The 23,607-nt window shown below is 34.7% G+C and carries 22 protein-coding genes and 1 tRNA gene; 14 read left to right on the forward strand and 9 right to left on the reverse strand.

What is annotated here, in order from left to right; genetic code table 11:
- Nucleotide 1: 1 nt before the first annotated feature.
- The 6 genes from J3U35_RS01820 (at nt 2) to J3U35_RS01845 (ending at nt 6,756) form a co-directional block, all read left to right on the forward strand.
- Nucleotides 2–403 carry a cupin domain-containing protein gene (locus J3U35_RS01820; RefSeq protein WP_267359154.1) on the forward strand — a complete coding sequence of 134 codons (402 nt, stop codon included), beginning with the start codon at nt 2–4 and terminating at the stop codon, nt 401–403.
- 80 nt (nt 404–483) lie between these two features.
- Nucleotides 484–1,719, forward strand: a complete 1,236-nt coding sequence (locus tag J3U35_RS01825) for an MFS transporter (protein ID WP_267359156.1) — start codon at nt 484–486, stop codon at nt 1,717–1,719.
- Nucleotides 1,709–3,130 (forward strand): 3-isopropylmalate dehydratase large subunit, encoded by a 1,422-nt coding sequence (leuC, locus tag J3U35_RS01830; protein WP_267359158.1) that lies wholly within the window; start codon nt 1,709–1,711, stop codon nt 3,128–3,130. Before J3U35_RS01825 ends, leuC begins: the two co-directional genes overlap by 11 nt.
- Nucleotides 3,123–3,689, forward strand: a complete 567-nt coding sequence (gene leuD / locus J3U35_RS01835) for a 3-isopropylmalate dehydratase small subunit (protein ID WP_267359160.1) — start codon at nt 3,123–3,125, stop codon at nt 3,687–3,689. The genes leuC and leuD overlap by 8 nt, the downstream gene beginning before the upstream one ends.
- Nucleotides 3,686–5,542, forward strand: a complete 1,857-nt coding sequence (locus J3U35_RS01840; RefSeq protein ID WP_267359162.1) for an FAD/NAD(P)-binding protein — start codon at nt 3,686–3,688, stop codon at nt 5,540–5,542. The genes leuD and J3U35_RS01840 overlap by 4 nt, the downstream gene beginning before the upstream one ends.
- Before the next feature lie 29 nt (nt 5,543–5,571).
- The gene (locus J3U35_RS01845; RefSeq protein WP_267359164.1) at nt 5,572–6,756 is read left to right on the forward strand and encodes an aminotransferase class I/II-fold pyridoxal phosphate-dependent enzyme; all 1,185 of its coding nucleotides are present in this window, start codon (nt 5,572–5,574) and stop codon (nt 6,754–6,756) included.
- Between the two features lie 1,328 nt (nt 6,757–8,084).
- Here the strand turns inward: J3U35_RS01845 and J3U35_RS01850 are convergent.
- Nucleotides 8,085–8,172 (reverse strand) — tRNA-Ser (locus J3U35_RS01850).
- A 192-nt stretch (nt 8,173–8,364) separates the two neighbouring features.
- Here J3U35_RS01850 and J3U35_RS01855 point away from each other — a divergent pair.
- From J3U35_RS01855 to J3U35_RS01880, 6 genes are read left to right on the forward strand one after another with little or no spacing between them, the layout of a single operon-like run.
- On the forward strand, nt 8,365–8,682 hold the full coding sequence (locus J3U35_RS01855; RefSeq protein WP_065559132.1) for a TusE/DsrC/DsvC family sulfur relay protein: 318 nt from the start codon (nt 8,365–8,367) through the stop codon (nt 8,680–8,682).
- Nucleotides 8,683–8,703: 21 nt separating this feature from the next.
- On the forward strand, nt 8,704–8,997 hold the full coding sequence (gene ftsB / locus J3U35_RS01860; protein ID WP_267359165.1) for a cell division protein FtsB: 294 nt from the start codon (nt 8,704–8,706) through the stop codon (nt 8,995–8,997).
- A gap of 11 nt (nt 8,998–9,008) precedes the next feature.
- Nucleotides 9,009–9,725 carry a 2-C-methyl-D-erythritol 4-phosphate cytidylyltransferase gene (ispD, locus tag J3U35_RS01865; protein ID WP_267359166.1) on the forward strand — a complete coding sequence of 239 codons (717 nt, stop codon included), beginning with the start codon at nt 9,009–9,011 and terminating at the stop codon, nt 9,723–9,725.
- Nucleotides 9,716–10,192 carry a 2-C-methyl-D-erythritol 2,4-cyclodiphosphate synthase gene (gene ispF / locus J3U35_RS01870; RefSeq protein WP_267359168.1) on the forward strand — a complete coding sequence of 159 codons (477 nt, stop codon included), beginning with the start codon at nt 9,716–9,718 and terminating at the stop codon, nt 10,190–10,192. The genes ispD and ispF overlap by 10 nt, the downstream gene beginning before the upstream one ends.
- A gap of 30 nt (nt 10,193–10,222) precedes the next feature.
- A complete protein-coding gene (gene truD / locus J3U35_RS01875) occupies nt 10,223–11,245 on the forward strand; it encodes a tRNA pseudouridine(13) synthase TruD (protein ID WP_267359170.1) in 1,023 nt (340 codons plus the stop codon).
- 5 nt (nt 11,246–11,250) lie between these two features.
- Nucleotides 11,251–11,877 (forward strand): protein-L-isoaspartate(D-aspartate) O-methyltransferase, encoded by a 627-nt coding sequence (locus J3U35_RS01880; RefSeq protein ID WP_267351587.1) that lies wholly within the window; start codon nt 11,251–11,253, stop codon nt 11,875–11,877.
- A 175-nt stretch (nt 11,878–12,052) separates the two neighbouring features.
- Here the strand turns inward: J3U35_RS01880 and pnuC are convergent, their stop codons facing one another.
- Nucleotides 12,053–12,748 carry a nicotinamide riboside transporter PnuC gene (gene pnuC, locus J3U35_RS01885; protein ID WP_267351585.1) on the reverse strand — a complete coding sequence of 232 codons (696 nt, stop codon included), beginning with the start codon at nt 12,746–12,748 and terminating at the stop codon, nt 12,053–12,055.
- 2 nt (nt 12,749–12,750) lie between these two features.
- Nucleotides 12,751–13,986: a multifunctional transcriptional regulator/nicotinamide-nucleotide adenylyltransferase/ribosylnicotinamide kinase NadR gene (nadR, locus tag J3U35_RS01890; protein WP_267359172.1), complete on the reverse strand. Its 1,236-nt coding sequence runs from the start codon at nt 13,984–13,986 to the stop codon at nt 12,751–12,753.
- A gap of 232 nt (nt 13,987–14,218) precedes the next feature.
- On the opposite strand from nadR, the gene J3U35_RS01895 reads away from it, so the two are divergent.
- Together J3U35_RS01895 and recD are read left to right on the forward strand one after the other, a co-directional pair.
- On the forward strand, nt 14,219–15,796 hold the full coding sequence (locus J3U35_RS01895) for a DUF4139 domain-containing protein (RefSeq protein ID WP_267359174.1): 1,578 nt from the start codon (nt 14,219–14,221) through the stop codon (nt 15,794–15,796).
- A 24-nt stretch (nt 15,797–15,820) separates the two neighbouring features.
- The gene (gene recD / locus J3U35_RS01900) at nt 15,821–17,668 is read left to right on the forward strand and encodes an exodeoxyribonuclease V subunit alpha (RefSeq protein ID WP_267359176.1); all 1,848 of its coding nucleotides are present in this window, start codon (nt 15,821–15,823) and stop codon (nt 17,666–17,668) included.
- 60 nt (nt 17,669–17,728) lie between these two features.
- On the opposite strand, the gene J3U35_RS01905 is transcribed toward recD, so the two are convergent.
- The 6 genes from J3U35_RS01905 to corC form a co-directional block, all read right to left on the reverse strand.
- Entirely contained in the window at nt 17,729–18,454 is a 726-nt protein-coding gene (locus tag J3U35_RS01905; RefSeq protein ID WP_065559141.1) for an amino acid ABC transporter ATP-binding protein, read from the reverse strand.
- A complete protein-coding gene (locus J3U35_RS01910) occupies nt 18,451–19,152 on the reverse strand; it encodes an ABC transporter permease subunit (RefSeq protein ID WP_267351580.1) in 702 nt (233 codons plus the stop codon). The genes J3U35_RS01905 and J3U35_RS01910 overlap by 4 nt, the downstream gene beginning before the upstream one ends.
- 1 nt (nt 19,153) lies before the next feature.
- Entirely contained in the window at nt 19,154–19,888 is a 735-nt protein-coding gene (locus tag J3U35_RS01915; RefSeq protein WP_065559143.1) for an amino acid ABC transporter permease, read from the reverse strand.
- 151 nt (nt 19,889–20,039) lie between these two features.
- Entirely contained in the window at nt 20,040–20,948 is a 909-nt protein-coding gene (locus tag J3U35_RS01920; protein ID WP_267351577.1) for a glutamate/aspartate ABC transporter substrate-binding protein, read from the reverse strand.
- Nucleotides 20,949–21,167: 219 nt separating this feature from the next.
- Nucleotides 21,168–22,715 carry an apolipoprotein N-acyltransferase gene (gene lnt, locus J3U35_RS01925; RefSeq protein WP_267359180.1) on the reverse strand — a complete coding sequence of 516 codons (1,548 nt, stop codon included), beginning with the start codon at nt 22,713–22,715 and terminating at the stop codon, nt 21,168–21,170.
- Entirely contained in the window at nt 22,708–23,580 is an 873-nt protein-coding gene (gene corC, locus J3U35_RS01930) for a CNNM family magnesium/cobalt transport protein CorC (protein ID WP_267351574.1), read from the reverse strand. The genes lnt and corC overlap by 8 nt, the downstream gene beginning before the upstream one ends.
- Nucleotides 23,581–23,607 lie beyond the last annotated feature (27 nt).

Consider the following 23,607-nt stretch of genomic DNA (forward strand, 5'->3'; position numbering starts at 1 on the left):
TATGACCTTACCATTCAAAATTGATCAGTTACCTGAAATTTTACCAAGGCTCCTAATTGGAACGCTCCGTGAAAGACTACGCAAAGAAGACATTAAGTTCGAACCTATTGTTACTAATGGGCGTGCAAATGCAGAAGTCCATTGGTTGTTTAAAGGTGAAGAATCAAATGGAGCCTCAGGAGCAATTATTCGTTATAACAAAGGTGGATATAGCCCTCTGCATTTACATACAGGGTTTGAGTTAAAGTATATATTGGAGGGTGAAATGCATACATCAATGGGTACAGTGAAAAAAAATGATCTGATATTACTTAGACCTGGTTCTGTGCATGAGTCATGGGCATCAGATATTGGATGTATCAGCTTGATTATTTGGTTAGAACCCGTAAAAAAAATTGATTGAACTATATATTTAGGGGATATAAGCCCTAAATATAACCAACTATTTTTAATTGCAATTGACTATATTTAATTGAGGAAAAAATGAATAAAAAAGATAATTATCGTTGGTTTGTGCTTGGCGTTGGTGTGCTCGCACAAGCAACATTTGCAATGGGATTTGCTGGTATTCCTATAACAGGAATTTTAATGCGAGATGCTTATAATTTTTCATTATATGAACTTGGTTTTGTTTTAGGTGCTATGGGGCTGGGTGTTGCGGCTTCAGAGATAATTTGGGGAATCCTCACAGATAAGTTAGGGGACAAGACAGTTCTAACTCTAGGTTTATGGTCATCAGCAGGAGTATTTGTTGTAATAGCTGTATCACTTACTCCGGAGGCTTCGTATGATGGTGTTAAATATTTACACTTGGCAGGAACTTTAGCAATAGCAGGAATCTTTGGTGGTAGCATTAACTCATCATCAGGTAGAACGATAATGTCGTGGTTTGATGATAGTGAGCGTGGCTTTGCTATGAGTATACGCCAAACTGCAATCCCTGTTGGAGGTGCAATTGGAACAGGTTTGTTTCCTTGGTTAGCCTATACATATGGTTTTGAAGTGACTTTTATTGTATTAGCCACTATAGGTTTTATTGTCGGCCTTGTTGTTGTATTCTTTATCAATTCTAAGCATACCGAATTAAAATATACAGACAAATCAACTCTCTCAGTATCTTCACCATTAAAAAGTTTTGAAGTATGGAAAATTGTTATGTCTGCTGGTTTTCTAACTGTACCTCAAATGGCAGTACTTACATTCGGGGGAGTCTATATGCGAGATGTTCTAAATATAGATTTAGCATCGATTTCTATTATTCTCATTGGTGTTCAGATAGGTGGAGGAATACTTAGGATTTGGTCCGGTTACTACACTGACAGAAAAAAGAATCGTATTCCTTTGTTAAAGTATTTCGCTATCCTTGGTGGAATTACTTCTTTGGTGCTTTGTTTAATGGTAAGTAACACGTATATGGGAGTTGTATTTCTTGTGTTAACCGGCTTGTTTGGCCACGCCTGGCATGGTATTGCTTACACCGAAGCGGCTGTTAGAGCAGGCGTTAATCGTGCAGGTACTGCATTAGGTATGGTAGGCACCACTGTATTTATCTCATCGTTTCTAACCCCTATTCTAGTTTCCCGTGTCGCATATGTCTACGGATGGAGAGCTGTATGGGCAACTGTAGCTATTTTAACATTTTCGGCTTTATTATGTTTTATTTTATTTCCTAGAAATAAAGAGCCTTTAGCATCTATTGGTGAAGTCGATGAATCCTAAGACAATTGTTCAGAAAATTTGGCAATCACATATTGTTGACTCTTTAGGAGCGGGAGAAGTTCTTATCTATATAGATTTGCATCTTCTTCATGAAATTAATACTCCACCTGCGTTTGAAGGATTAAAAGAAAAAGGTATAAAGGTCCATAGACCCGATAGAACATTATCAACTGAAGATCATAATACACCTACAACGTCTGTTATTGATATGAATAAAGATTCTTTAACATGGACTCAAATTGACCTCTTACGAAGAAATTGTGAATTACACGGCATCAAGCATAATAAACTGGGTTCATACGAGCAAGGGATAACCCATGTTATTGCACCTGAGCAAGGCAGAGTGATACCTGGAATAACATTAGTCTGCTGTGATTCTCATACAACAACACACGGTGCATTTGGTGCTTTAGCATATGGTATTGGAACTAGCCAAGTAGAACATGTTTTAGCTACCCAAACGTTACGAGCAATCCCTTTTAAAACAATGTGTATACAAGTTGATGGCAAATTATCAGTGAATGTTGATGCTAAAGACTTAGCACTTTCGATCATTCGAAAAATAGGAACTGGAGGTGGGCAGGGTTATATTATTGAATATACAGGTAGTACAATCTCATCACTTTCGATGGAACAACGCATGACACTTTGTAATATGACCGTTGAGGCTGGTGCAAGTGCAGGAATTATCTCTCCTGACGACACTACTATTAGCTATCTTCAAAAAGCTTTAGCAAAGCGTCAAATAAAAGTTTCTCAAGAAATGATTCAAGAATGGATGTCTTATGCCACTGATCGAGAAGCAAAATTCGATAAATATGTCCAAATTGATGCCGAACAAATTCAACCTATGATTACATGGGGGACAAATCCCTCTCAAGTAATATCACTAGGAGAAAAGCTCCCTTTTATTGAAAAAATTGATGATCCAAGCGAGTGTCTAGCTGCTAGACAGGCTATTGAATACATGGGATTACATGAAGGAGAAACTGTTTCCATGTTACCAATCACTAATGTATTTATTGGGTCTTGTACCAATGGACGTATTGAGGATCTTAGAGTTGTAGCATCTCTTCTTAAATATCACGAAGTTCATTCTAATGTAAATATGTTGATTGTACCTGGTTCAATGGCTGTTTATAGACAAGCAGTGAAGGAAGGATTGGATAAAATTTTTGAAAGAGCAGGCGCCGACTTTCGCCGCCTTTCTGGATGCTCTCTTTGTGTAGGTTTGAATAGTGATAAATTAAAATCAGGTAAACGAGTTGTTTCAACCAGTAATAGAAATTTTGAGGGAAGACAAGGAATTGGAGTTAGGACACATATTACTTCCCCACGAATCGCAACACTTTCGGCAATCAAAGGCCACATTCCAACAGTAGATGATCTAGAGTTACTAAATAATGAATAGACAATTTTATCGCGGCAGAGGGATGCCACTGCTTAAAAACAATATTGATACAGACCAAATTATGCCTGCCAGATTTTGCTACAAACCTACTAGATTTGGGCATGAAAATTCGTTGTTTGCTGATTGGCGAGAAGATCCTAACTTCATTATGAATAATCCTAAATATCAACGTGCTACGATTTTAGTTGCAGGTCGTGAGTTTGCGACTGGTTCTTCGCGTGAGTTTGCTGTTTGGGGGCTGAAAGATTGGGGATTTAAAATCATTATAGCCCCAAGCTTTGGCGATATATTTTATAAAAATGCTTCGATTAATGATCTATTACCTTTAATTTTAAAAGAAGATGATATTGAAAGACTTTGGTCACAATTACTTAATGATCATTACATGGAAATCGGAATAGATCTAGTCAAAGAACAGGTCTCTACCAAAAACGAAATATTTCAATTAAAAATTGAGCCAATCGTTAAGAAACGTTATATAGATAATCTTGATGATGTAAAAGAAACCATGAAATCATTAAATAAAATAAAATTATTTGAATATAGGAATAAAAAATGACAATAAATACTATTACTATTATCGGGCTTGGTCCGCGTGGAATGTCTGTTCTTGAAAGACTAGTTGCTCGTCTTAATAAAATTAAATTAACAGAACAATTGAATATCATTGTAGTCGATGATCGGTGTATTGGACAGGGGCGAATTTGGGATAGTTCGCAAAGTAAAAGTTACATTATGAACACACTATCTACGGAAATTTCTGCATTTTCTGGCCATGGGCCTATTGAAGGAGCAGCACCCGGATGTGGTCCTTCTTTTGCCGAATGGTGGAAAAATGAATATAGCGACTTTGATGATTATCAGGGATTTGCCCCAAGAAAGTATTATGGTGAGTACTTATATTTTTTATATAAAACAATATTATCTAACCTTCCTAAAAATGTACAACTAATTGAATACAAGGATACTATTATTGATATTGAAAAGCAGAATGAAAGCTATCTTGTTGTATCAAAGCAACATGGTTCTTGGATTAACAGAGCGGTAGTAATAACTACTGGTCACTCTACTAACAAATATCAAGGATATTTTAAAAAGCTGGAAGACTTTGCAAAAACTGATAATAAAGTAACATTTTATGCCAGCGATTCAGCAAATGAAATGGATTTTACATCTATATATCCCCAAGAGAAGGTGGGTGTTATTGGTATAGGTCTTTCATTCTTTGATATTATCGCTGAATTAACAGAAGGGCGTGGTGGTAAATATATAGAATCTGATAATAATCAAATAATTTATTTTCCTTCAGGAAAAGAACCGATTTTATATTGTGGTTCGCGAAGTGGTTTACCCATTTTAGCTAGAGGACGCAATCAGAAACCAGCTGATTATAAATTCAGTGGTATCATTTTCACAATTGAGAAGATTGCGGTTTTACGTCAGAAAATGGCAGATAACTTAGATTTCAATTATGATGTTTGGCCTTTATTAGAAGCTGAAGTTAACTTAATTTATTTTCGACAACTTATTTTTAATCAACTCGGTCGGATAGCTGCAGATCAATTTATTACAATGATCCAAGAACAGCAAGTTGAAGATAGTGTTTTATTAGCATCAATTGCCTCGGAGATATTAAGTAAAAAAATTACACCGCTTGATCTCAAACGGCTAGCAAGACCTTTTGATGAGCAAATTTTCAATAGTGTTGAGGAATGGGAAAAAAACTTAATCGATTTATTATTGTCTGATTTATCAGAAGCTATCGATGGGAACGTAAATTCACCTTTAAAAAGTGCATTAGATGTATTGCGTTATTCTCGTGATAGTTTACGTGAGGCTATTGATTTTGGGGGATTGACTCCAGACACACATCAATCGTTCCTCCATGATTATGTTCCTATCATCACATTGCTTTCAGCTGGTCCACCTTTGTTTCGCATAAAACAACTTTTGGCACTGATTAAAGTTGGGATAGTTTCGATAGCACCGCCTAAAGCACGATTTGAAATAGGTGAACACTGCTATATTCTATTATCAGATATGCTTGAGCAGTATGAACAAAAAGTCACAACATTAATCGATGCTCGAGTTCCTATTGCTAATCTCCAGCAGGACAAAAACCCGCTAACTATTAAATTATATGAACGTGGAATTTACACTCCCTTCATAAATAGAGATGAAGAAGGCAATGTATTCGAAACGGGTGGCGTTAATGTAACTCCCTCCCCTTTTAATCCAATTGGTGCAGATGGGACAATTCATAACCATCTGTTTGTATTAGGTATTCCCACAGAGCATGTACGTTGGTTTATGCAATCAGGAAGTAGTCGTCCATCACACTGGATTGATTTTATGATTGATGCTGACTCGATTGCAAAGGCTGTGCTATCAATTTGCGTGAAAAATAAATAACGTATTGAAATAATCTAGGAACAATTAGTATGTTTTATATTGAAAATAAGATCACACTTGATCCCATAGCAGAGATTGCATCCCTAATCGCTAAAGATAATCGAGAGAATATAATGAATTTATGTCTTGGGTATTTTGAAAGTGAAATTAATAAAACAACGGGATTTACCGTCTTAAACAGTCCTAATGCTTCAATCATAGATGAAGAAAACATTGATTTCTCTATACTTGGCGAAAATACATTTCGTAGAGAAATTGCTTCTTTGTTGAGCATTCAAACATCCAACCAGTATTATCAATCTGTTGTTCAAACAATAGGAGCATCAGGAGGAATATGGTTAATTTTCTCTATTCTCAAACGATTTGAGCAGTGCCGTAGAGTATGGTTTAGCAGTCCTACTTGGGGTAACCATATTGAAATTGCCAAAAATACTAACTTAGATTTTTCCTATTATCACTATTCTCTGAATGAGAATGGGGAACTGGATTTCGAGCTAATGTTAAAATCTATTTCTCGAATGGAAAGTGGGGATATTCTTCTCATTCAAGGTTGTTGTCATAACCCTTTAGGCGTTGATTTAAGCTTAGAACAATGGGAAATTGTAGCAATTTTAGCAAAAGACAAAAAAGTGTCGGTTGTTGTGGATTTTGCCTATATGGGATTGGCTAATGGTATAGAACAAGATAAAAATGTTCTGTTGCCGTTGTATAAGCACTTAGATTATTTTTTTGTTGTTAATTCATTCTCGAAAAGCTTGGGACTTTATGGTGAGAGGCTGGGCACATTGACTTGTTTTGCTAAGGATAACAAAATTGTAGAGGGTTTTGAAATATATGCTAAACAGATTGTGCGTTCAACATACTCAATGCCTCCTCAGAATATCGCAAAGAAAGTTGCAAAAGTCATTGGAAGTAAAACATTAGCAACTATATGGTATGAAGAATTAACTCAATTATCTAATAGTTTACATTTACGTAAGAAAGCATTACTCGAGGCTCTTTTTGAAGTGGGATTAGATAAATTAGTGACAAATCAGAACAGTAATGGGATGTTTATCAATCTTAACCTTACAACTTTAGAAATTTCTGAATTAGCAAAAAAATACGCTATTTATATTCTTACTAATGGAAGGTTGAGCTTAGCTTGTCTTCAATTGGTTGATATCTCAAGGCTTGTTGAAGCATTGAAAATGATAAAATATTACCAAGAATAATTTTTTATGGATTCAAATATTGCTGATTGTAAAATGACTTCCATTTTTCGTTTAATTAAGTATTTATAGATAATAACAAGCGTTTAAAATGGATTTTGGCGTTGGTATTTTACAAGATAAAAAATGTAAAACATCAGACATGAAAGCGGTTAAACTTGCTGAGCATTAGATTAAAGCTTAAGAAAACTTAAAAGTTTATAAAGATTTTGTCGGAAATGGAGAATACAAAAATAGCGAAGGCATAGGCATGCAATGAATGTTTGTTTCTTTGTAGCCATGCTGAGCTCGGAATAGGACTAAGTCGTAGAATGCAAGTTTAAACGAATTTCGTAGGAGAGCTGATCCCATTCGTTTCAGTGGGTTTACCCTAACACATCACTGAGGTGTTCAAGAAATTTAGGGCTTGGGATTGTGCATTACATTAGCTAAGATGTGAAAGCTACCGCGAAGGCCATAAGGCTTAGTTATCCGTAATATAATACAACCTGAAGATTGGCTATCATGGTACATATTAATCATCATTTTTTGTTTTTCTGCAATTTTCTGTAAAATATAGTAAAGAATTTGCTACTAGATCAGGAAAAATAGTAAGGTTGTTATCGAAATAATATCAACTGTGATGTTATTTAGTTCATCCCCCTTTAGGCTTTCAGGCAATGTTAATTTAAATTTTATTGTTCTACTTGCTTGCTCAACAATTTTTTCTTTATAAATGAATCTTGTTTATTCTATTTTTTCTTTCAAGATCAGATTCATTAAAAATTCAATAAAATACTGGTCTTTATATGCTTATAGTTTTCTCAAAATAAATAGTTTAATTAAATTTGGTAGTATTTGATGGGATTAATAAAAATCACTTAAATATTAATAGTACCTACCAATTATGTGCCCTCATTTTAATGGACGTTTTAAGTAATATAACTTCGACTAATTTAAGTGCAATTTTGCAAAGGTAGTTTATATGCCAAATTAATATTTTTGACCAATAATTGCGTACTGGTTATTGCATTTAAACTGGGGAATTTTTCCTAAGTTTTATCCTAAGGTGATTCAGGGTAAGAATGAATTTGTTATTATTAATATAACATAATTTTATGGAATAAAAGTCACTGATGTTATAAGTTTATATGAAGAAATTGTACAGGTCTAACGTCCAATTAAAAAGAATTGAGGTAAATTCGATGTTGTTATAAAAATTTACTATATACAGATTTTAAAATTATTATAACTATTTAATAATTATTAACGATTTTAGCATGGATAGAAAAATGGGGAAATACTCGACGTTACTAAAAACTTCACCTTTTTCAATACATTGAATTGAAAAATGGCGGAAGCGCAGAGATTCGAACTCTGGGAGGGTCGCCCCTCGCCGGTTTTCAAGACCGGTGCTTTCAACCGCTCAGCCACACTTCCGCAATGGCTGTGAATATTAAAGGAGTCGGACTTATTTGTAAATAGCTATTTTTGAAAAAAAGCTTGTTTGCTTTAATTTTCGTCAATTTTAAGCATTATTGGCTCCATACTGTGACTTTAAACATCAAAATTAGTGTTGGATTGCATATAATTGAGTATAATATCCAGAAAATAAAACAGCGTACTAAAAAAATGTTAGAACAGATAAAAACAGATGATAACGGTTATTTAAAAAATTGGCAGGATTGGTCTGTTGAACTTGTGCCAGAACTGGCATTACAAGAATCGATCGAATTAACTCAGGCGCACTGGGATGTTATCTTGTTTGTTCGTGATTTCTATTTGGAATATAAAACGTCACCTGCGATTCGAGCATTAGTCAAAGCATTAGAAAAAAAATTTGGACCAGAAAAAAGCAACAGCCGTTACTTATATAAATTATTCCCAGAAGGTCCAGCAAAACAAGCAACGAAATTGGCTGGATTACCTAAACCAGTAAAATGTATCTAGATTAAAGGTAAAATTAAACGTATGAGGCAATGGAAAATAGTATTAATATTGCTGATGTTACTTGGTTATCTGCAATACTCTTTATGGTTTGGAAAAAATAATGTCTATGATTATCAAGAAAATGTGCAAATGCTTGCAAGCTTGCATGAACAAAACAATAAACTTAAAGTCCGTAATGAACAGATGTTTGCCGAGATTAATGATTTGCAACGTGGTTCAGAAGCGATAGAAGAGCGAGCACGTAGCCATTTAGGCATGGTTAAGCCTAATGAATATTTTTACCGAATCATTATCGACTCAAATTCTCATCAATAATAAGGCATTATGTGAACAACACGAGTAATATTATTGCAATCGTTCCGGCAGCTGGGATTGGTAGCCGAATGAATAGCCAAACGCCTAAACAGTATCTTAAAATTGGTTCAATGACCATTTTAGAACATACATTACAAAAGTTACTATCTCATCCACGAATAGGCAAGATTATTGTTGCTATCCATGCTAAAGATCATCTTTTTGCAACTCTACCTATTGCAACTCATCCTCGAATTCATGTTGTCAAAGGTGGTTCAACGCGTGCTGATTCAGTCTTAGCTGGGCTACAGGTTTTAAATGATAAACAATGGGCTTTAGTGCATGATGCAGCCAGACCTTGTGTTGATCATAATGATATAAATCGTTTGATAAACACCGTGTTTGAAACACAACAAGGTGCTATTTTAGCAACGCGTATCAGTGATACTGTCAAACGAGCTTACCGGACCAATGACAACGTTATCGAATCTTCAGAAGATCGTACGTATTTGTGGGGGGCTGCAACGCCTCAACTATTTAAGGTTGGTGAGTTGAAGTCTTGTTTACAACTTGCTTTAAATAATCATGTGCCAATTACTGATGAAGCCTCAGCGATTGAATATGCTGGTGGACATCCTCTATTAGTTGAGTGCCGTCGGGATAATATAAAAATTACACATCCAGAAGATTTAGCTCTGGCCTCATTTTTTTTAACTAACCAAATGCAAAAAGGTGATTTATGCGAATAGGGCACGGATTTGATGTTCATAAATTTGGAGGGGAAGGGCCCATCACCTTAGCTGGCGTAAAAATACCCTATCAATATGGTTTGGTTGCACACTCTGATGGTGATGTTGTGTTACATGCGATTACTGATGCGCTAATTGGCGCATTAGCACTAGGCGATATTGGAAAACTTTTTCCTGATACTGATTCTAAATATAAAGGTATTGATAGTCGAATATTACTCAAAGAGGTCTATGGCATTGTTCAAGCAAAAGGTTACCAGTTGGTCAATTTAGATACCACTATTATTGCACAAGAACCCAAAATGCGTCCTCATGTTGATCAGATGCGAGTTAATATTGCTGAAGATCTCAATGTTCATTTTGATCAAATCAGTGTTAAAGCCACAACGACTGAACAACTAGGTTTTACTGGTCGCAAAGAAGGTATCGCATGTGAAGCGGTAGTATTACTTTCTCAAAAACGTTAAATTGATTCATTTACATAATAGGCATTATTCGTGTTAGCAGAACTTAATTTTTTATATGGAAAGCCGAAGACAACGGGACAATACAAGCAACAATATGAAGACTTTGTAGTGACAGAAGATCTTGGTTTTGAATTAACTGGCGAAGGTGAACATGTCTTAGTTTATCTTGAAAAAAAAGATTATAATACTATTTTTGTTGCTGAACAGTTAGCAAAATATGTCGGTATTTCGTCTAAATTGGTGAGTTATGCCGGTCTTAAAGATCGCCATGCGGTGACACGGCAATGGTTCAGTTTACATATGCCAGGAAAGGAATCACCTGATTTTACTGGTTTTGATTTGGCAGGCTGTCAGATTTTAAAGGTTACAAGGCATAATAAAAAATTAAAAATAGGTGCGTTAAAAGGTAATTATTTTAAAATAAAGCTAACTCACTTAAGTGATACTATTGAACTTGAATCAAAATTAGCTTCCATTAAACAACATGGCGTACCCAATTATTTTGGCGAACAGCGCTTTGGTCGAGATGATAATAATATAATTCAAGCATTAAAATGGGCTAATGGTGAAATTACCGTTAAAGATCGTAAAAAACGAAGTTTTTATCTTTCAGCAGCACGAAGTGCCATTTTTAATGATGTTGTCAGTAAACGTATCGAACAAGGTCTGCATCAAACCGTTTTAGAAGGTGATATTTTGCAATTAGCTCAACGAGGAAGTTGGTTTGTTGCGCAATCAAATGACCTTTCATTGTTACAATCTCGGATGTTAAACGGGGAAGTTAATATTACTGCTCCAATGATAGGGGATTCTCAACTTGGTACTCAATCTTGCTCACTTGAATTTGAGCAAAAATGTTTAGTCAACTGGTCACTATTTACTGAATTATTTAAAAAAGAGCGTCTTGAAACCTCAAGACGTTCGATATTATTGCGTCCTCAGCAACTTAATTGGCAATGGATAAATGATAATAGTATTGAGATTAACTTCTATTTAACATCAGGTTGTTATGCAACAAGTGTAATACGAGAATTGATTACAGGAAATGAGTAACTAACATGCAAAGTTTAAAAATGCAGTCTCTAATTCAATTATTGCGTCAGCAAGGAATCAAAGATGAACGTGTATTAGCCGCGATAGCCTCAACACCTCGAGAGCATTTTATTGATGAAGCCCTTTCTCATCAAGCTTATGATGATCGTTCTTTGCCCATTGGTAGTGGACAGACTATATCACAACCTTATATCGTTGCCCGAATGACTGAATTGTTAAAGCTTGAACCCGATTCAAAAGTTCTTGAAATAGGGACGGGTTCAGGTTATCAAACGGCGATTTTGGCAAAGTTAGTTGATCACGTTTGTTCGATCGAGAGAATCAAAAGTTTACAATGGAATACTAAACGTCGTTTAAAACAACTCGACATTCACAATATTGCTACTCGACATAGTAATGGTTGGTTAGGGTGGCCAGAGCGTGGTCCCTTTGATGGGATTATTGTTACCGCAGCCGCTTCTGAAGTACCAATTAATCTTGTTAAACAATTAGCAGATAAAGGTCGATTAGTGATACCCGTAGGAGTAAACCATCAAGTTTTACAATTAATTGAGCGTAGTGGCGATAGTTATATAACGAAAAATATGGGCGAAGTAAAATTTGTACCTTTGGTAAAAGGTGAAATTGAATAATGGCTGTTTATTTATGTTAATGCCAATATTTCGATAGGTTAACTTCAAAAATTAAAATATCAATTTAGGTTTATCTCATTGCTAGTCAAAAAAATAGAAAATAAGTTTATTATTTTCTATTTTTTGATTATTAAATTATCCATTTAATAGCAATCTGCTAATGATAAACAATATGTTAGGTCGTTTGTTTAGATTCAGATTGTTTCCATTCACAAATACCGTAAATGGCATTGAACAGGTAGATTAAGTATTGCGTTGCGATTACGATATTATTTGTATATATATTTAACCCAATCACTAACACATTTAATATCACCCATAAATACCAATTGAATGAATAACGCATCATTAATAGTAGTTGAGCTACAACGCCTAATCCGAAGATAAAACAGTTTGTAATTAATTGATAAACGGTATTTTCAACACCAATTGCGTTGGTTAAGTAGACGTTGAAAAATACTGCTGCGATTAAAAAAATCAGGGTATATAGAAAAGCATTTTCACTCAACGAACGCACTTTAACATTTTTATGTGAGTCTTGATTTTTTTCCCAAGTGATTAACCCAACAATATGCGATCCAAAATAGTAGAAAGTTGGCAAGCCTGCACCAATATTGTTACCCAAGTAGTTGGCATAACATTCAGCAACCACTGCCAGCATACCGATAACATTTCCCATATTTTTGCGTTTAGCCAATAAAATAACACATAGTAGCCCACAAAAAGCACCAACATAAGAGACAAAATAACGTAAATTCAAATGGGTAAAAGGATCAGTATATAAAAAGGCTAACGTAACACAAAGTACACAAAATAGAGGGTAAAATTTATTACGTCCAATAAATATAGCAAGATGACTTAATTTATTCATAATTAATACTCTTTATCATTAATAAGTTGATTAACCAATTCAATACAACGTAAATAGCGTTCTTCGTAATCAGGCGAATCAATTGGAATATATTTGATATTATTTTTTTCAAGAATTGAGATAAGTAATTGTTGAAAATCTTTACGTTGTTTTGGACTGCCTAGCGAACGTAGTCCGTCAGCAACCCATGGCGTGTTATTACCTAACAGTATCACCAAATCAAAACGATAGTTGTTGATCATCGCCTGTAAAAAAGGGTGTTCTTTACCTTCATATTTTTTACAAAAAGCTTGAGTGGTGACAAAATCAGTGTCAATAAAAGAGACCTTATTGGCATGCTTTATTGCGAAATCAATATATTGTGCGTGACCTAATGCGATTTTATCGTAATCAGCATATTGTAAAGCACGTTCATCCCCCCCAAGCTGTGAAAATACATAATCACGACCATATTCCCATGCACTAGTCGTATTGAATACATTGGCGAGTTTATTAACCAGTGTTGATTTTCCACTGGATTCTCCGCCTAAAATAGCAACGGTTCTAACAAAAAATGGTCTTACTTCAGTCGGAATATATTGCCAATTTTGCAGCGGTGCTTGACGGATTTGAGTCCCACTGACTTGCATAAATTTCCGTTCTGGATCGATAAGTACTGTTTCTAAATCGAATAAATCTTTATACATAGCGACATCTTGAGGTTCACTCGAATAGACGCAATTAGGTTTTATGCCTTTTTCTCTAAATAGTTTTTTGACACGATCACTCCACTCAAGCCAACCGTTTGGATACGCAGGAATTCCATCTTCTTTTAATAATTCAATATGGATATTTTTTTGATATTTAAACGTTTGCAGTAACCAACGAATACGATCATTAATTGTTGGTTGGCGAGACATTGCACTTTGTTCAAACAGTGCCATATCACGGAAAGTATCTGAACAGAGCACAACATAAAGTTCATCGACTTGACTAATGGCTCGTTGAATTAAATGAATATGTCCAGTATGTAATGGGTAAAACTTACCAAATATAACACCAACTTTTTTATTTATCGTCGATTCTTCAATTTGTAAATAGTGATGAAGGGATTTTAGTTTTTGTGCGCTAGGATTTTTAACCTTATCATTGATAAGTTGACTTAAATAACCTTTGGTCATTTTACAAGCATCGGCAACGGTTTGTAGGGATAAATTTTTTCGCTTAATTGCCTGTTTTAGATAGCTAAAATTACTCATAGCAACACCTCTCTTTTTTGTGTTTTATATCTGTAACATAATTTATACTAATTTTATTAAATGTTCAATATATTAAACAATTAAAATAATTTTATCTTTTTAATTTAAATCTAATAGTAATTAAATATAAAATAGGGGATACTTTTATAATCCTAAAAAATAGGCAATCTTCATTTTAAGTAAAATTTGTAAATTAATACATAAAATCAGAATGATATGAGGAAATAATTCAATGAAAAAAATTGCATTAGCAATTGCATTAATTTCGGGAAGTGCTTTGGCTGATAATAACGTTAAATTAAATAAAGTGACATTATTTATTCAGGGCGCAGAATTACAAGGTCAGTCAACTGTTTCATTAACCAAAGGTGAAAGTGAAATAGTATTAACAGGTATTGCTAATGAGGTTAAACCAAATACAATCAATGTAGGTTTTGGTAATAATAGTGATGTCCGAGTATTATCTACATCATTTAATGATAAATATCTGGCTAATATTCGTAACGCCGAAGATATTCAATCAATTATTGAAAAACAGAAACAATTACAAGAAAAGCGCGATACAGTAGACATCCAACTCAAAGCTGTTAAGGAACAAATTTTGCTTTTACAAGGTAACCGTTTAGATACTTTAGCTAAAAAAGGACCTGATGACTTAACAGCAATGAAAAATGTATTAGATTTTGTGAAAACTAATATGACCACATCGTTAAATGAACAAAATCGATTACAAAAAGAAGTCGTTCAGTTAGACGAGCAGATAAGCGAATATCAAAAACAACTAGATGAAAAGCAAACTAACAATGGAAAACTACACAATGCTGTTATAGTCAAAGTCGCTTCTGACAAAGATATAACGCTACCTATCACGCTTTCATATATCACAACTAAAGCAGGTTGGGAACCAGCTTATGATGTGCGAGTAGCGGATATCAATTCGCCACTCCAATTAACATATAAAGCAGAAATCCACCAAAACACTGGTTTAGATTGGCAAAATGTTGATTTTAGTTTATCGACATCTAATCCGAGCAAAGATATTACTCCACCAGTTTTTAATCCATGGTATATTGACGTTTATAATGAAAAAAGCGGTTTATTTTTTTCCAGCTCTGAAAAACAAGAGTACTATGAACGTGACGCCAAATCGAAATTGGTTAATCCTAGTCAAATTGGCAATGTTAATACATTAGGTATCAATACCCAATTTGATATTAAATTACCTTATACAATCAAAAACGATAGTAAAAATAACATAATCACATTACACACTAAAGATGTTAAAGCAAATTACCAATATGTTTCAATGCCTAAATTTAATAATAGCGTATACTTACTAGCGCAAATAAGTGATTGGGATAAGCTGAATTTATTATCAGGAAAAGCCAATATCTTTTTCAGTGGTAATTTTATGGGGGAAACGATGATTTCAACCAAAAATACTAAAGGCTCATTGGATTTTTCATTAGGGCGTGATAAAAATATCTTAGTTTCCAGAAATCGTAATATAAAAGAGACCTCGACGCCTACACTATTTGGTGATGATGTTTCAGAAAAATATGCTTATACTATTGAGGTCAAAAATACCAAAGCGTTGCCAATAAATATTATTGTGAAGGATCAACTACCTGTTATTTTAAATAAAGCGGTAACACTTAATGATACCAAATATGATGGCGCAAAATATGACAAACAAACCGGATTATTAACGTGGCAATTCACCTTAAACCCAAGTGAAAGTAAAAACCTTAATCTAAGTTTTAAAATCACTTATCCAGATGGTAAAGAACGAGATATATATGGTTTATAAACCGAATAAAACAAAGTATAAAGTATGTTAATTACATGGTTAGAACAATTTAAGCAAAATAGTCAGATCAGTTTATTAGATCTTCATTTGGCTCAATTTTTGGTTAATAAAATTGATTGTGAAGATGAAGTCATTGCTAAACGTTTTGCTTTTTTAGTTTTATCCTTAAGTATGGAAGTAAGAGCAGGGCACGTGTGCCTTGATCTTACTCGAATAGAAAATATTGAGCCACAAATCTGGTCAGAACTTAATTCACCGACGAATAACGATTGGGTTAATGTACTTAAGTTAGCGTCTAATAAACATGTTGTCAGTTTTGGAGATCAACTAGCACCTTTAGTTTTTATTGAAAACAAACTCTATTTTCAACGCATGTGGTTAGATGAACGTTTTGTTGCGCGCTATTTCAATCAAACTCAATTGGATATTACGCCAAACATCAATTTAAAAAAAATACTCGACCAACTATTTTCTCACAATAGCGCAAGTATTGACTGGCAAAAGATTGCTGTTGCTGTTGCATTAACACGAAAAGTTGCCATCATCTCTGGTGGGCCGGGTACAGGTAAAACAACTACCGTAGCTAAAATCCTAGCAGGAATAGTATTAAACAACCCGGCAATGCGAATAGTAGCAGCTGCGCCAACCGGCAAAGCAGCATCTCGATTAACAGAATCATTAGGGCGAGCAATTGAACAGCTATCTTTTGAATCATTAAATATTAAAACCGAAGCAGTAACACTTCATCGACTATTGGGCGCAAAAACTGATAATCGCTCGTTTAGTTATAACAAGAATAACCAATTACATATCGACGTTCTTGTAATTGATGAAGCCTCAATGGTTGATCTCAATATGATGGCGAGAATTATTGAAGCCCTACCTGCTTCTGCTCGACTAATTTTATTAGGTGACAAAGACCAACTTTCATCAGTTGAGGCCGGAGCGGTCTTTGGAGACTTATGTCACTTTATTTCAAATGGGTACAGCCAATCAAGAGCCGATGAGCTAAGCAAGTTAACCGGCTATACCATCCCAATTACCAACCAACCAGTAACAACAATCGCTGATAGCATCTGTTTACTGAAAAAAAGTTATCGATTTAACGAGTCATCCGGTATTGGATTGTTAGCAAATGCAGTAAAAGAAGGGCAGTATCATAATGTTAAAAAGCTACTTGCTGATAATACTTTGCAAGATGTTAGTTATTATGAACTTTCATCACGTCAAACCTACCAAGCGCTTTTAGAAGACTGTGTTGAACATTATAAAGATTACTTAAATGCCATTAGGCATCACTCAAATAATGATATAGCTGCTGTTTTGGCTAAATTTGCTCAATGCCGTTTATTATGTGCTGTACGTGAAGGAAAATTTGGCGTAGAAGGATTAAATAAACAAATTGAAATGCTACTAGCTAAACATAAATTGATTAATTTAAAGCAACGTGAACAATGGTATATCGGTCGACCAGTTATGATTTTACGTAACAGCACATCGTTAGGTTTATACAATGGTGATATAGGAATTACACTAAATGCAAAACATGATAGTTCTAAATTGCGAGTCTATTTTCCTTTTTCGGATGGCATAATTAAAGGCTTTTCACCTTATCGACTACCTGAACATGAAACAGCCTATGCAATGACAATACACAAATCACAAGGTTCTGAATTTGATCATGTAAATATAATACTACCTACTGAATTCTCACCGTTATTAAATCGCTCTTTACTTTATACTGCAATCACTAGGGCTAAAGAGTCAGTATCCATTTACGCTGATACAAAAATTTTAGAGCGGGTAGTTAAAAGTCAAATACATCGGGAAAGTGGATTAGTTAAACAAATAACAAATTATTCGCAAAAGTAAAAGAATTAAAAAGTAGATTAAGCAAGCACCAACTAATAATAGCTGGTGCTTTTTTATATATTAATGAATAATCTTCGCTAAAAAGTCTTTAGCACGATCTGATTCTGGGTTACTAAAGAATTGCTCTTTAGATGTATCTTCAATAATCTCGCCAGCATCCATAAAGATAACACGATGTGCCACTTTTCGAGCAAAGCCCATTTCATGGGTCACCACCATCATGGTCATGCCTTCATAAGCTAGTTCGACCATGACATCTAACACTTCATTAACCATTTCAGGATCAAGTGCTGAAGTCGGTTCGTCAAACAACATGACAATTGGATCCATACAGAGTGCACGTGCAATGGCAACACGCTGTTGTTGACCGCCAGAAAGTTGCGCAGGATATTTGTTGGCATGTGCAAGTAAACCAACACGATCTAACAATGATAATGCTTTTTCACGCGCTTCTTTTTCAGATCGTTTTAACACTTTGATTTGAGCTAACGTCAAATTCTTTAAAATCGTTAAATGTGGGAACAGTTCAAAATGCTGAAACACCATCCCGACTTTAGAGCGTAATTTTGCTAGATTAGTTGATTTGCTGGTCACTTCAGTGCCATCAATAATAATTTTACCCTTTTGTACGGGCTCTAAACCATTAACCGTTTTAATCAGCGTTGACTTACCTGATCCAGAAGGACCACAAACCACGACAACTTCACCTTTACCAACTCGTGTAGTACAGTTTTTTAATACCTGAAATTGTCCATACCATTTTGATACATTTTCTAAGGAGATCATCGACTTATCCCTTTTTTGAAATAATTAACTAAACATGAAGCAGTAAAACAAATTATAAAATAAATTGCTGCTGCAAAAATAATCATAGAATATTTGACTGTGCCGCCTTGCACACTACCAATTTGAGTGACACTTGCACCAAACAGGTCAATTAAGCTCATTACATAAACCAAAGACGTATCCTGGAATAAAATAATTCCTTGAGTTAACAGTAATGGAATCATTGATCTGAATGCTTGAGGTAAAATAATCAAACGCATGGATTGGCTTTTTGTCATTCCTAAAGCATAAGCAGCATGATATTGACCTTTAGCAACAGCGCTAATTCCTGCTCGAATAATTTCAGAATAATAAGCGGCTTCAAAAAGCGCAAAAGCAATCATAGCCGAAGCAATACGCACATCTGCATAAGGAGGAAGATTAAACAAATGTTTAATAACCTGTGGTAGTGCCAAATAGAACCATAACAGCACTAATAAAAGTGGAATGGAACGGAATAAATTGACATAGCACTTGGCAAAAACATTCAATATTTTAATATTTGATAGACGCATTAACGCCAGTACCGTTCCCCAAACTATACCAAAAACAACGGCAATAAAAGTAATTTTGGTTGTTAACCATAATCCACTTAATAATAATGGATAATTTTCAATGACCAATGAAGGGATATCGGCAATCCAATTAATTAACTGCATATTATCCTCCTTGACTCATATTTGGTAAACGCATGTGTTTTTCAACATTTCGCATAATGAAAAGAACCGCATAGTTTATCAACACGAAAGCAAGCGTTACGCCACATAACACTTCAATAATACAGTTTGTTGCATCATTGATACGTTCGATTTGTCCAATTAAGTCGATCAACCCAATTGTAGAAGCAACGGATGAATTTTTAATAATATTGGTCATCTCGGAAGTTAATGGCGGAATGATGCGCCGATAAGCATTCGGTAATAAAATATAACAATACGCTTGTCTGTTTGTTAAACCAAGAGCAATTGCCGCATATCGTTGACCTTTTGGCAATGTTTGAATACCTGTTCTTACCTGCTCAGCGATACGTGCAGAGGTAAATAATCCCAACGCAATTGCAGCGGTAATAAACGCACTGATATTAGGGGACAGTTCAGACATAAACCATGTTTTGAAACTTCCGCTTAATAATTCAGGAAATAACATATACCATAAAAACATTTGTACCAATAAAGGAATATTACGGAATAGCTGGACATAGCAAGCAGCAAACTTGTTTAACAGCTTGTTGTCTAATGTTCGGCAAATACCAACCAATGATCCTAGTATAAATGCAATGATCCATGCGGTGATTGCTAACGAAACTGTCACAAAAACGCCATCGAGTAGCCAGTTTAAGTAAATACCGTCTCCATAAGGTGTCGGTTCAAAAAATAGCATCCAATTAAAGCTCATTATGGAATCACAAAGATGTTTCCAAAAGGCTGTAAAAGGTTCCAAAGCTAGTATTCGATTAAAACTCATAATATATTTAATTCACATAAATTAGATTATGTACTAAATGTTTTCACATTTAGTACATGGGATTAGAAAGAGAAGAAAAGTGTTAATCTAATGCTTTATCATTAGGATTTGCAAATAACTCAACCATTTTTGGTGAAATTTCAAGTTCCATATTGGCCCCTTTTGGTGGCACTGGTTGAGTGAACCATTTGTTATATGATTCTAATGCTTTTCCGGATGTTTGAGCATCAGCAATTGCTTTATCCATTAATTGCTTAAATTGGACATCACCTTTTCTTAACATACAACCATAAGATTCATATGAAAGTGGTTCGCCAATAATTTTCCATTCACTTGGATTAATGGCACGAGAACGCTCTCCTGCTAATAATGCATCATCCATTAAAAATGCTGCTGCTCGACCGGTTTCAAGCGCATTAAAAGCATCACCATGATCTTTTGGTGTAATAATACGAATATTTAATTTTTCCTTATTGTTGATTTGATTTAAACGAATTTCTGACGTTGTTCCAGCTGTAGTTACAACGTTCTTACCTTTAAGGTCTTCAATACTATTGATATTGCTATCCGCTTTAACTAAAAAACGTGTACCAACAATAAAGATGCTATTTGAAAAACCAACCGTTTTTTGACGCTCAAGATTATTGGTTGTTGAACCACATTCAAAATCATATGTGTAGTTATTCAGTAATTGTATACGTGTCTTAGAGGTAACCGGTAAATATTTTACTTTAAGATCAGGCATATTTAACTCTTTTTTGACGGCGTCAACAATCAAGTTAGAGTAATCTTGTGAATAGCCAATCACTTCTTGGTTTTTACCATAGTAGGAAAATGGAATAGAAGATTCACGATGACCAACAACAATCACACCACTATCTTTAATTTTGGCTAATGTGCCAGTCAGTTCTTCAGCAACTGCTGAACCACTTATTAGACCTAACATTGCAAATGATAACACTAATTTGGTTAATTTTGTTTTTATGTTCATACTCATCTCCTACTGTTTAATTTGTATCATATTAAATATATTTAATATTTTTACAAAGGGCGTATATTATAACTTATTTTTTACTATAAAAGTACTTTTTACTGTTTATTTATATATCATTGGAGCTAGATGCGAACAATTGTGACCAAAATTTTGTCACAACTGAACGAAGTAATTTTAATCAGAATTAGTTAGATTTAAGCAATAATTATGCCAGTCTCAACATGACTTCCTTTTTTTTATAAAAAAAGGAAGTGTCATAAGAAGCATGATAATTAAATAAGGTCTGTTTCCCCATCTTGCATAAGGTGTTAAACCGATTGTAGGGGATAAGGTTTGAGATAACACTGATGTTTCAAATTGGGGTAATTGTTGGATGATTTTACCATGATGATCGATAATGGCTGTGATGCCATTATTGGTACTCCTTATCAAAGGACGACCAAACTCTAATGCTCTGGCTTGTGCCATTTGAAGATGTTGCTTAGGCCCAATACTGTTACCAAACCAAGCATCATTAGAAACGGTCAGTAAAAAGTCAGTATCAGCTAAAAAATTTTGCCACATTAAATCAGACAAAATCACTTCATAACAAATCACAGTAGTAAATTTAAACCCTTTCATTATTAATGGTGCTTGCTTTATGTCACCTGATTGCATCGATGACATGGGAATACCCAATAGATTCGTAATCGGTTTAAGTACGGCTTCCAATGGAGTGAATTCACCAAATGGCACTAAGTGGTGTTTTTGATACCGATTATTGGTTGGATATTCATAAGGTGTTTTATCACCTAATACCAGTAGCGTATTATAAACATTACCGTCATCATCATATCTTCCTCCATTGAAACGATAATCGATGATACCAACGGCGATTTCTGTCTCATTTGCTCTGGCTTGATTATCAAGATACTGCAATAATGATTGTTGATTTATTTCAAAATCTGTAATACTGGCTTCTGACCAGATAATGATTTTATCTTTTCCAAAATTTGCTTTGGTTAATTTGGTATAGGTATCAATAGTTTGATTTAGTTGTTGATGAGTCCACCTTAATGATTGTGCTATATTACCTTGTATCAACGCAAAATTAGCTACTCGGTGATTATCTACCTTAGTCCAATTGATCTGATTGAATAAAAATGGTGCAATCGAGATCGTAAAAAGTGCAATTAATGCACCAAAAAAGTGCTTTGTGAAAGCTTTTTGTTTAAGTATAAACAAACAATACGTTATTAAACCACATAAAATGGTGGTTAATAATGTCACACCATTTATACCAATAAGGGGAAAATAAGCTCGTAATGGGCTGTCAAGTTGACTGTAACCTAACTCAAGCCATGAAAAACCAGTTAAAATATAACCACGTAAAAATTCAGTTAATTGCCAAAAAATAGGAGCAGCAAAGACTAGCTGTTTCAATGAAAACGGCGGTGCAAATCGTTTTAAGCAGCTAAGTAATAGCGCAAAAAGCATTGGATATAGTGACAGGTAAAGGATCAAAAATCCTAAAATGATTAATGCCACAGATGATGGCAATTCGCCATACTGTTTAATACTAATATAAATCCAATGCACACCGGCTGTAAAATAGCCGATTCCCCAGCAAAGCCCTATCAGCATCGCTTGCTTTTTAGACTTATCAGCTAGAAGCCATAACAGTCCTGCAAAGGATATAAATGCTAAAGGCCAAATATGAAAAGGAGCATAGCTAAAAACAGCGATACTCCCGAAAATTATAGCTAATGCCAGATGTTTAAGCATTTTCAGATAACTCTAGATTAGGAACGGTTGCCCCTTCAGGAATAGTGACATGAAGCTGAATGATCCGTCGACGATCGGCAATGGTCACTTTAAATTGATAACCATCAATAGTGATACTTTCGCCTCGTAAGGGTAAACGTCCAAAATGTTGCATGACTAACCCCCCAATGGTATCCATTTCTTCATCACTAAAATCGGTTTTAAAAACATCGTTGAAGTCTTCAACAGGTGTCAGTGCTCGAACAGTATAGACTTGAGGGGATAAGCGACGAATATCACGATCTTCAATCTCATCAAATTCATCTTCGATATCACCAACAATCAACTCTAAAATATCTTCAATGGTGACTAAGCCCGAAACACCACCAAATTCATCGATAGCTATAGCCATATGATAGCGTTCCATTCGAAACTCTTTCAACATATGATCAACACGTTTGCTTTCTGGCACAACAACAGTAGGGCGTAAAATTTTTTTCAGATCAAAATTATCCACACCTTGACGAATAAACATAAGAAGATCTTTAGCTAACAAAATACCTTCAATGTGATCTCTATCTTCACTTATGACAGGATAACGAGAGTGTCCATGTTCAGAAATAATATTCAAACACTCATCAAGCGTGTAATTATCTTTAATTGTTACAATTTGAGAACGAGGAATCATAATATCGCGAACACGCTGTTCTGCAATATCCATTACTCCTTCGATCATGTCGAGAGTATCAGGATCAATCAGTTCGTTTTCTTCGGCTTCACGAATTACTTCAATCAGTTCTTCTTTATCTTTGGGCTCTGAATTGAATAACTGACTTAACCATAAAGTAAACCCTTTTTTAGGACTCCGGTGATTATCATCACTCATTTGCTTGATTCCTTAGTTATTTTGCAT

It is taken from the genome of Gilliamella sp. B2717 (assembly GCF_026536675.1).
Classification (GTDB): Bacteria; Pseudomonadota; Gammaproteobacteria; order Enterobacterales; family Orbaceae; genus Gilliamella; species Gilliamella apicola_I.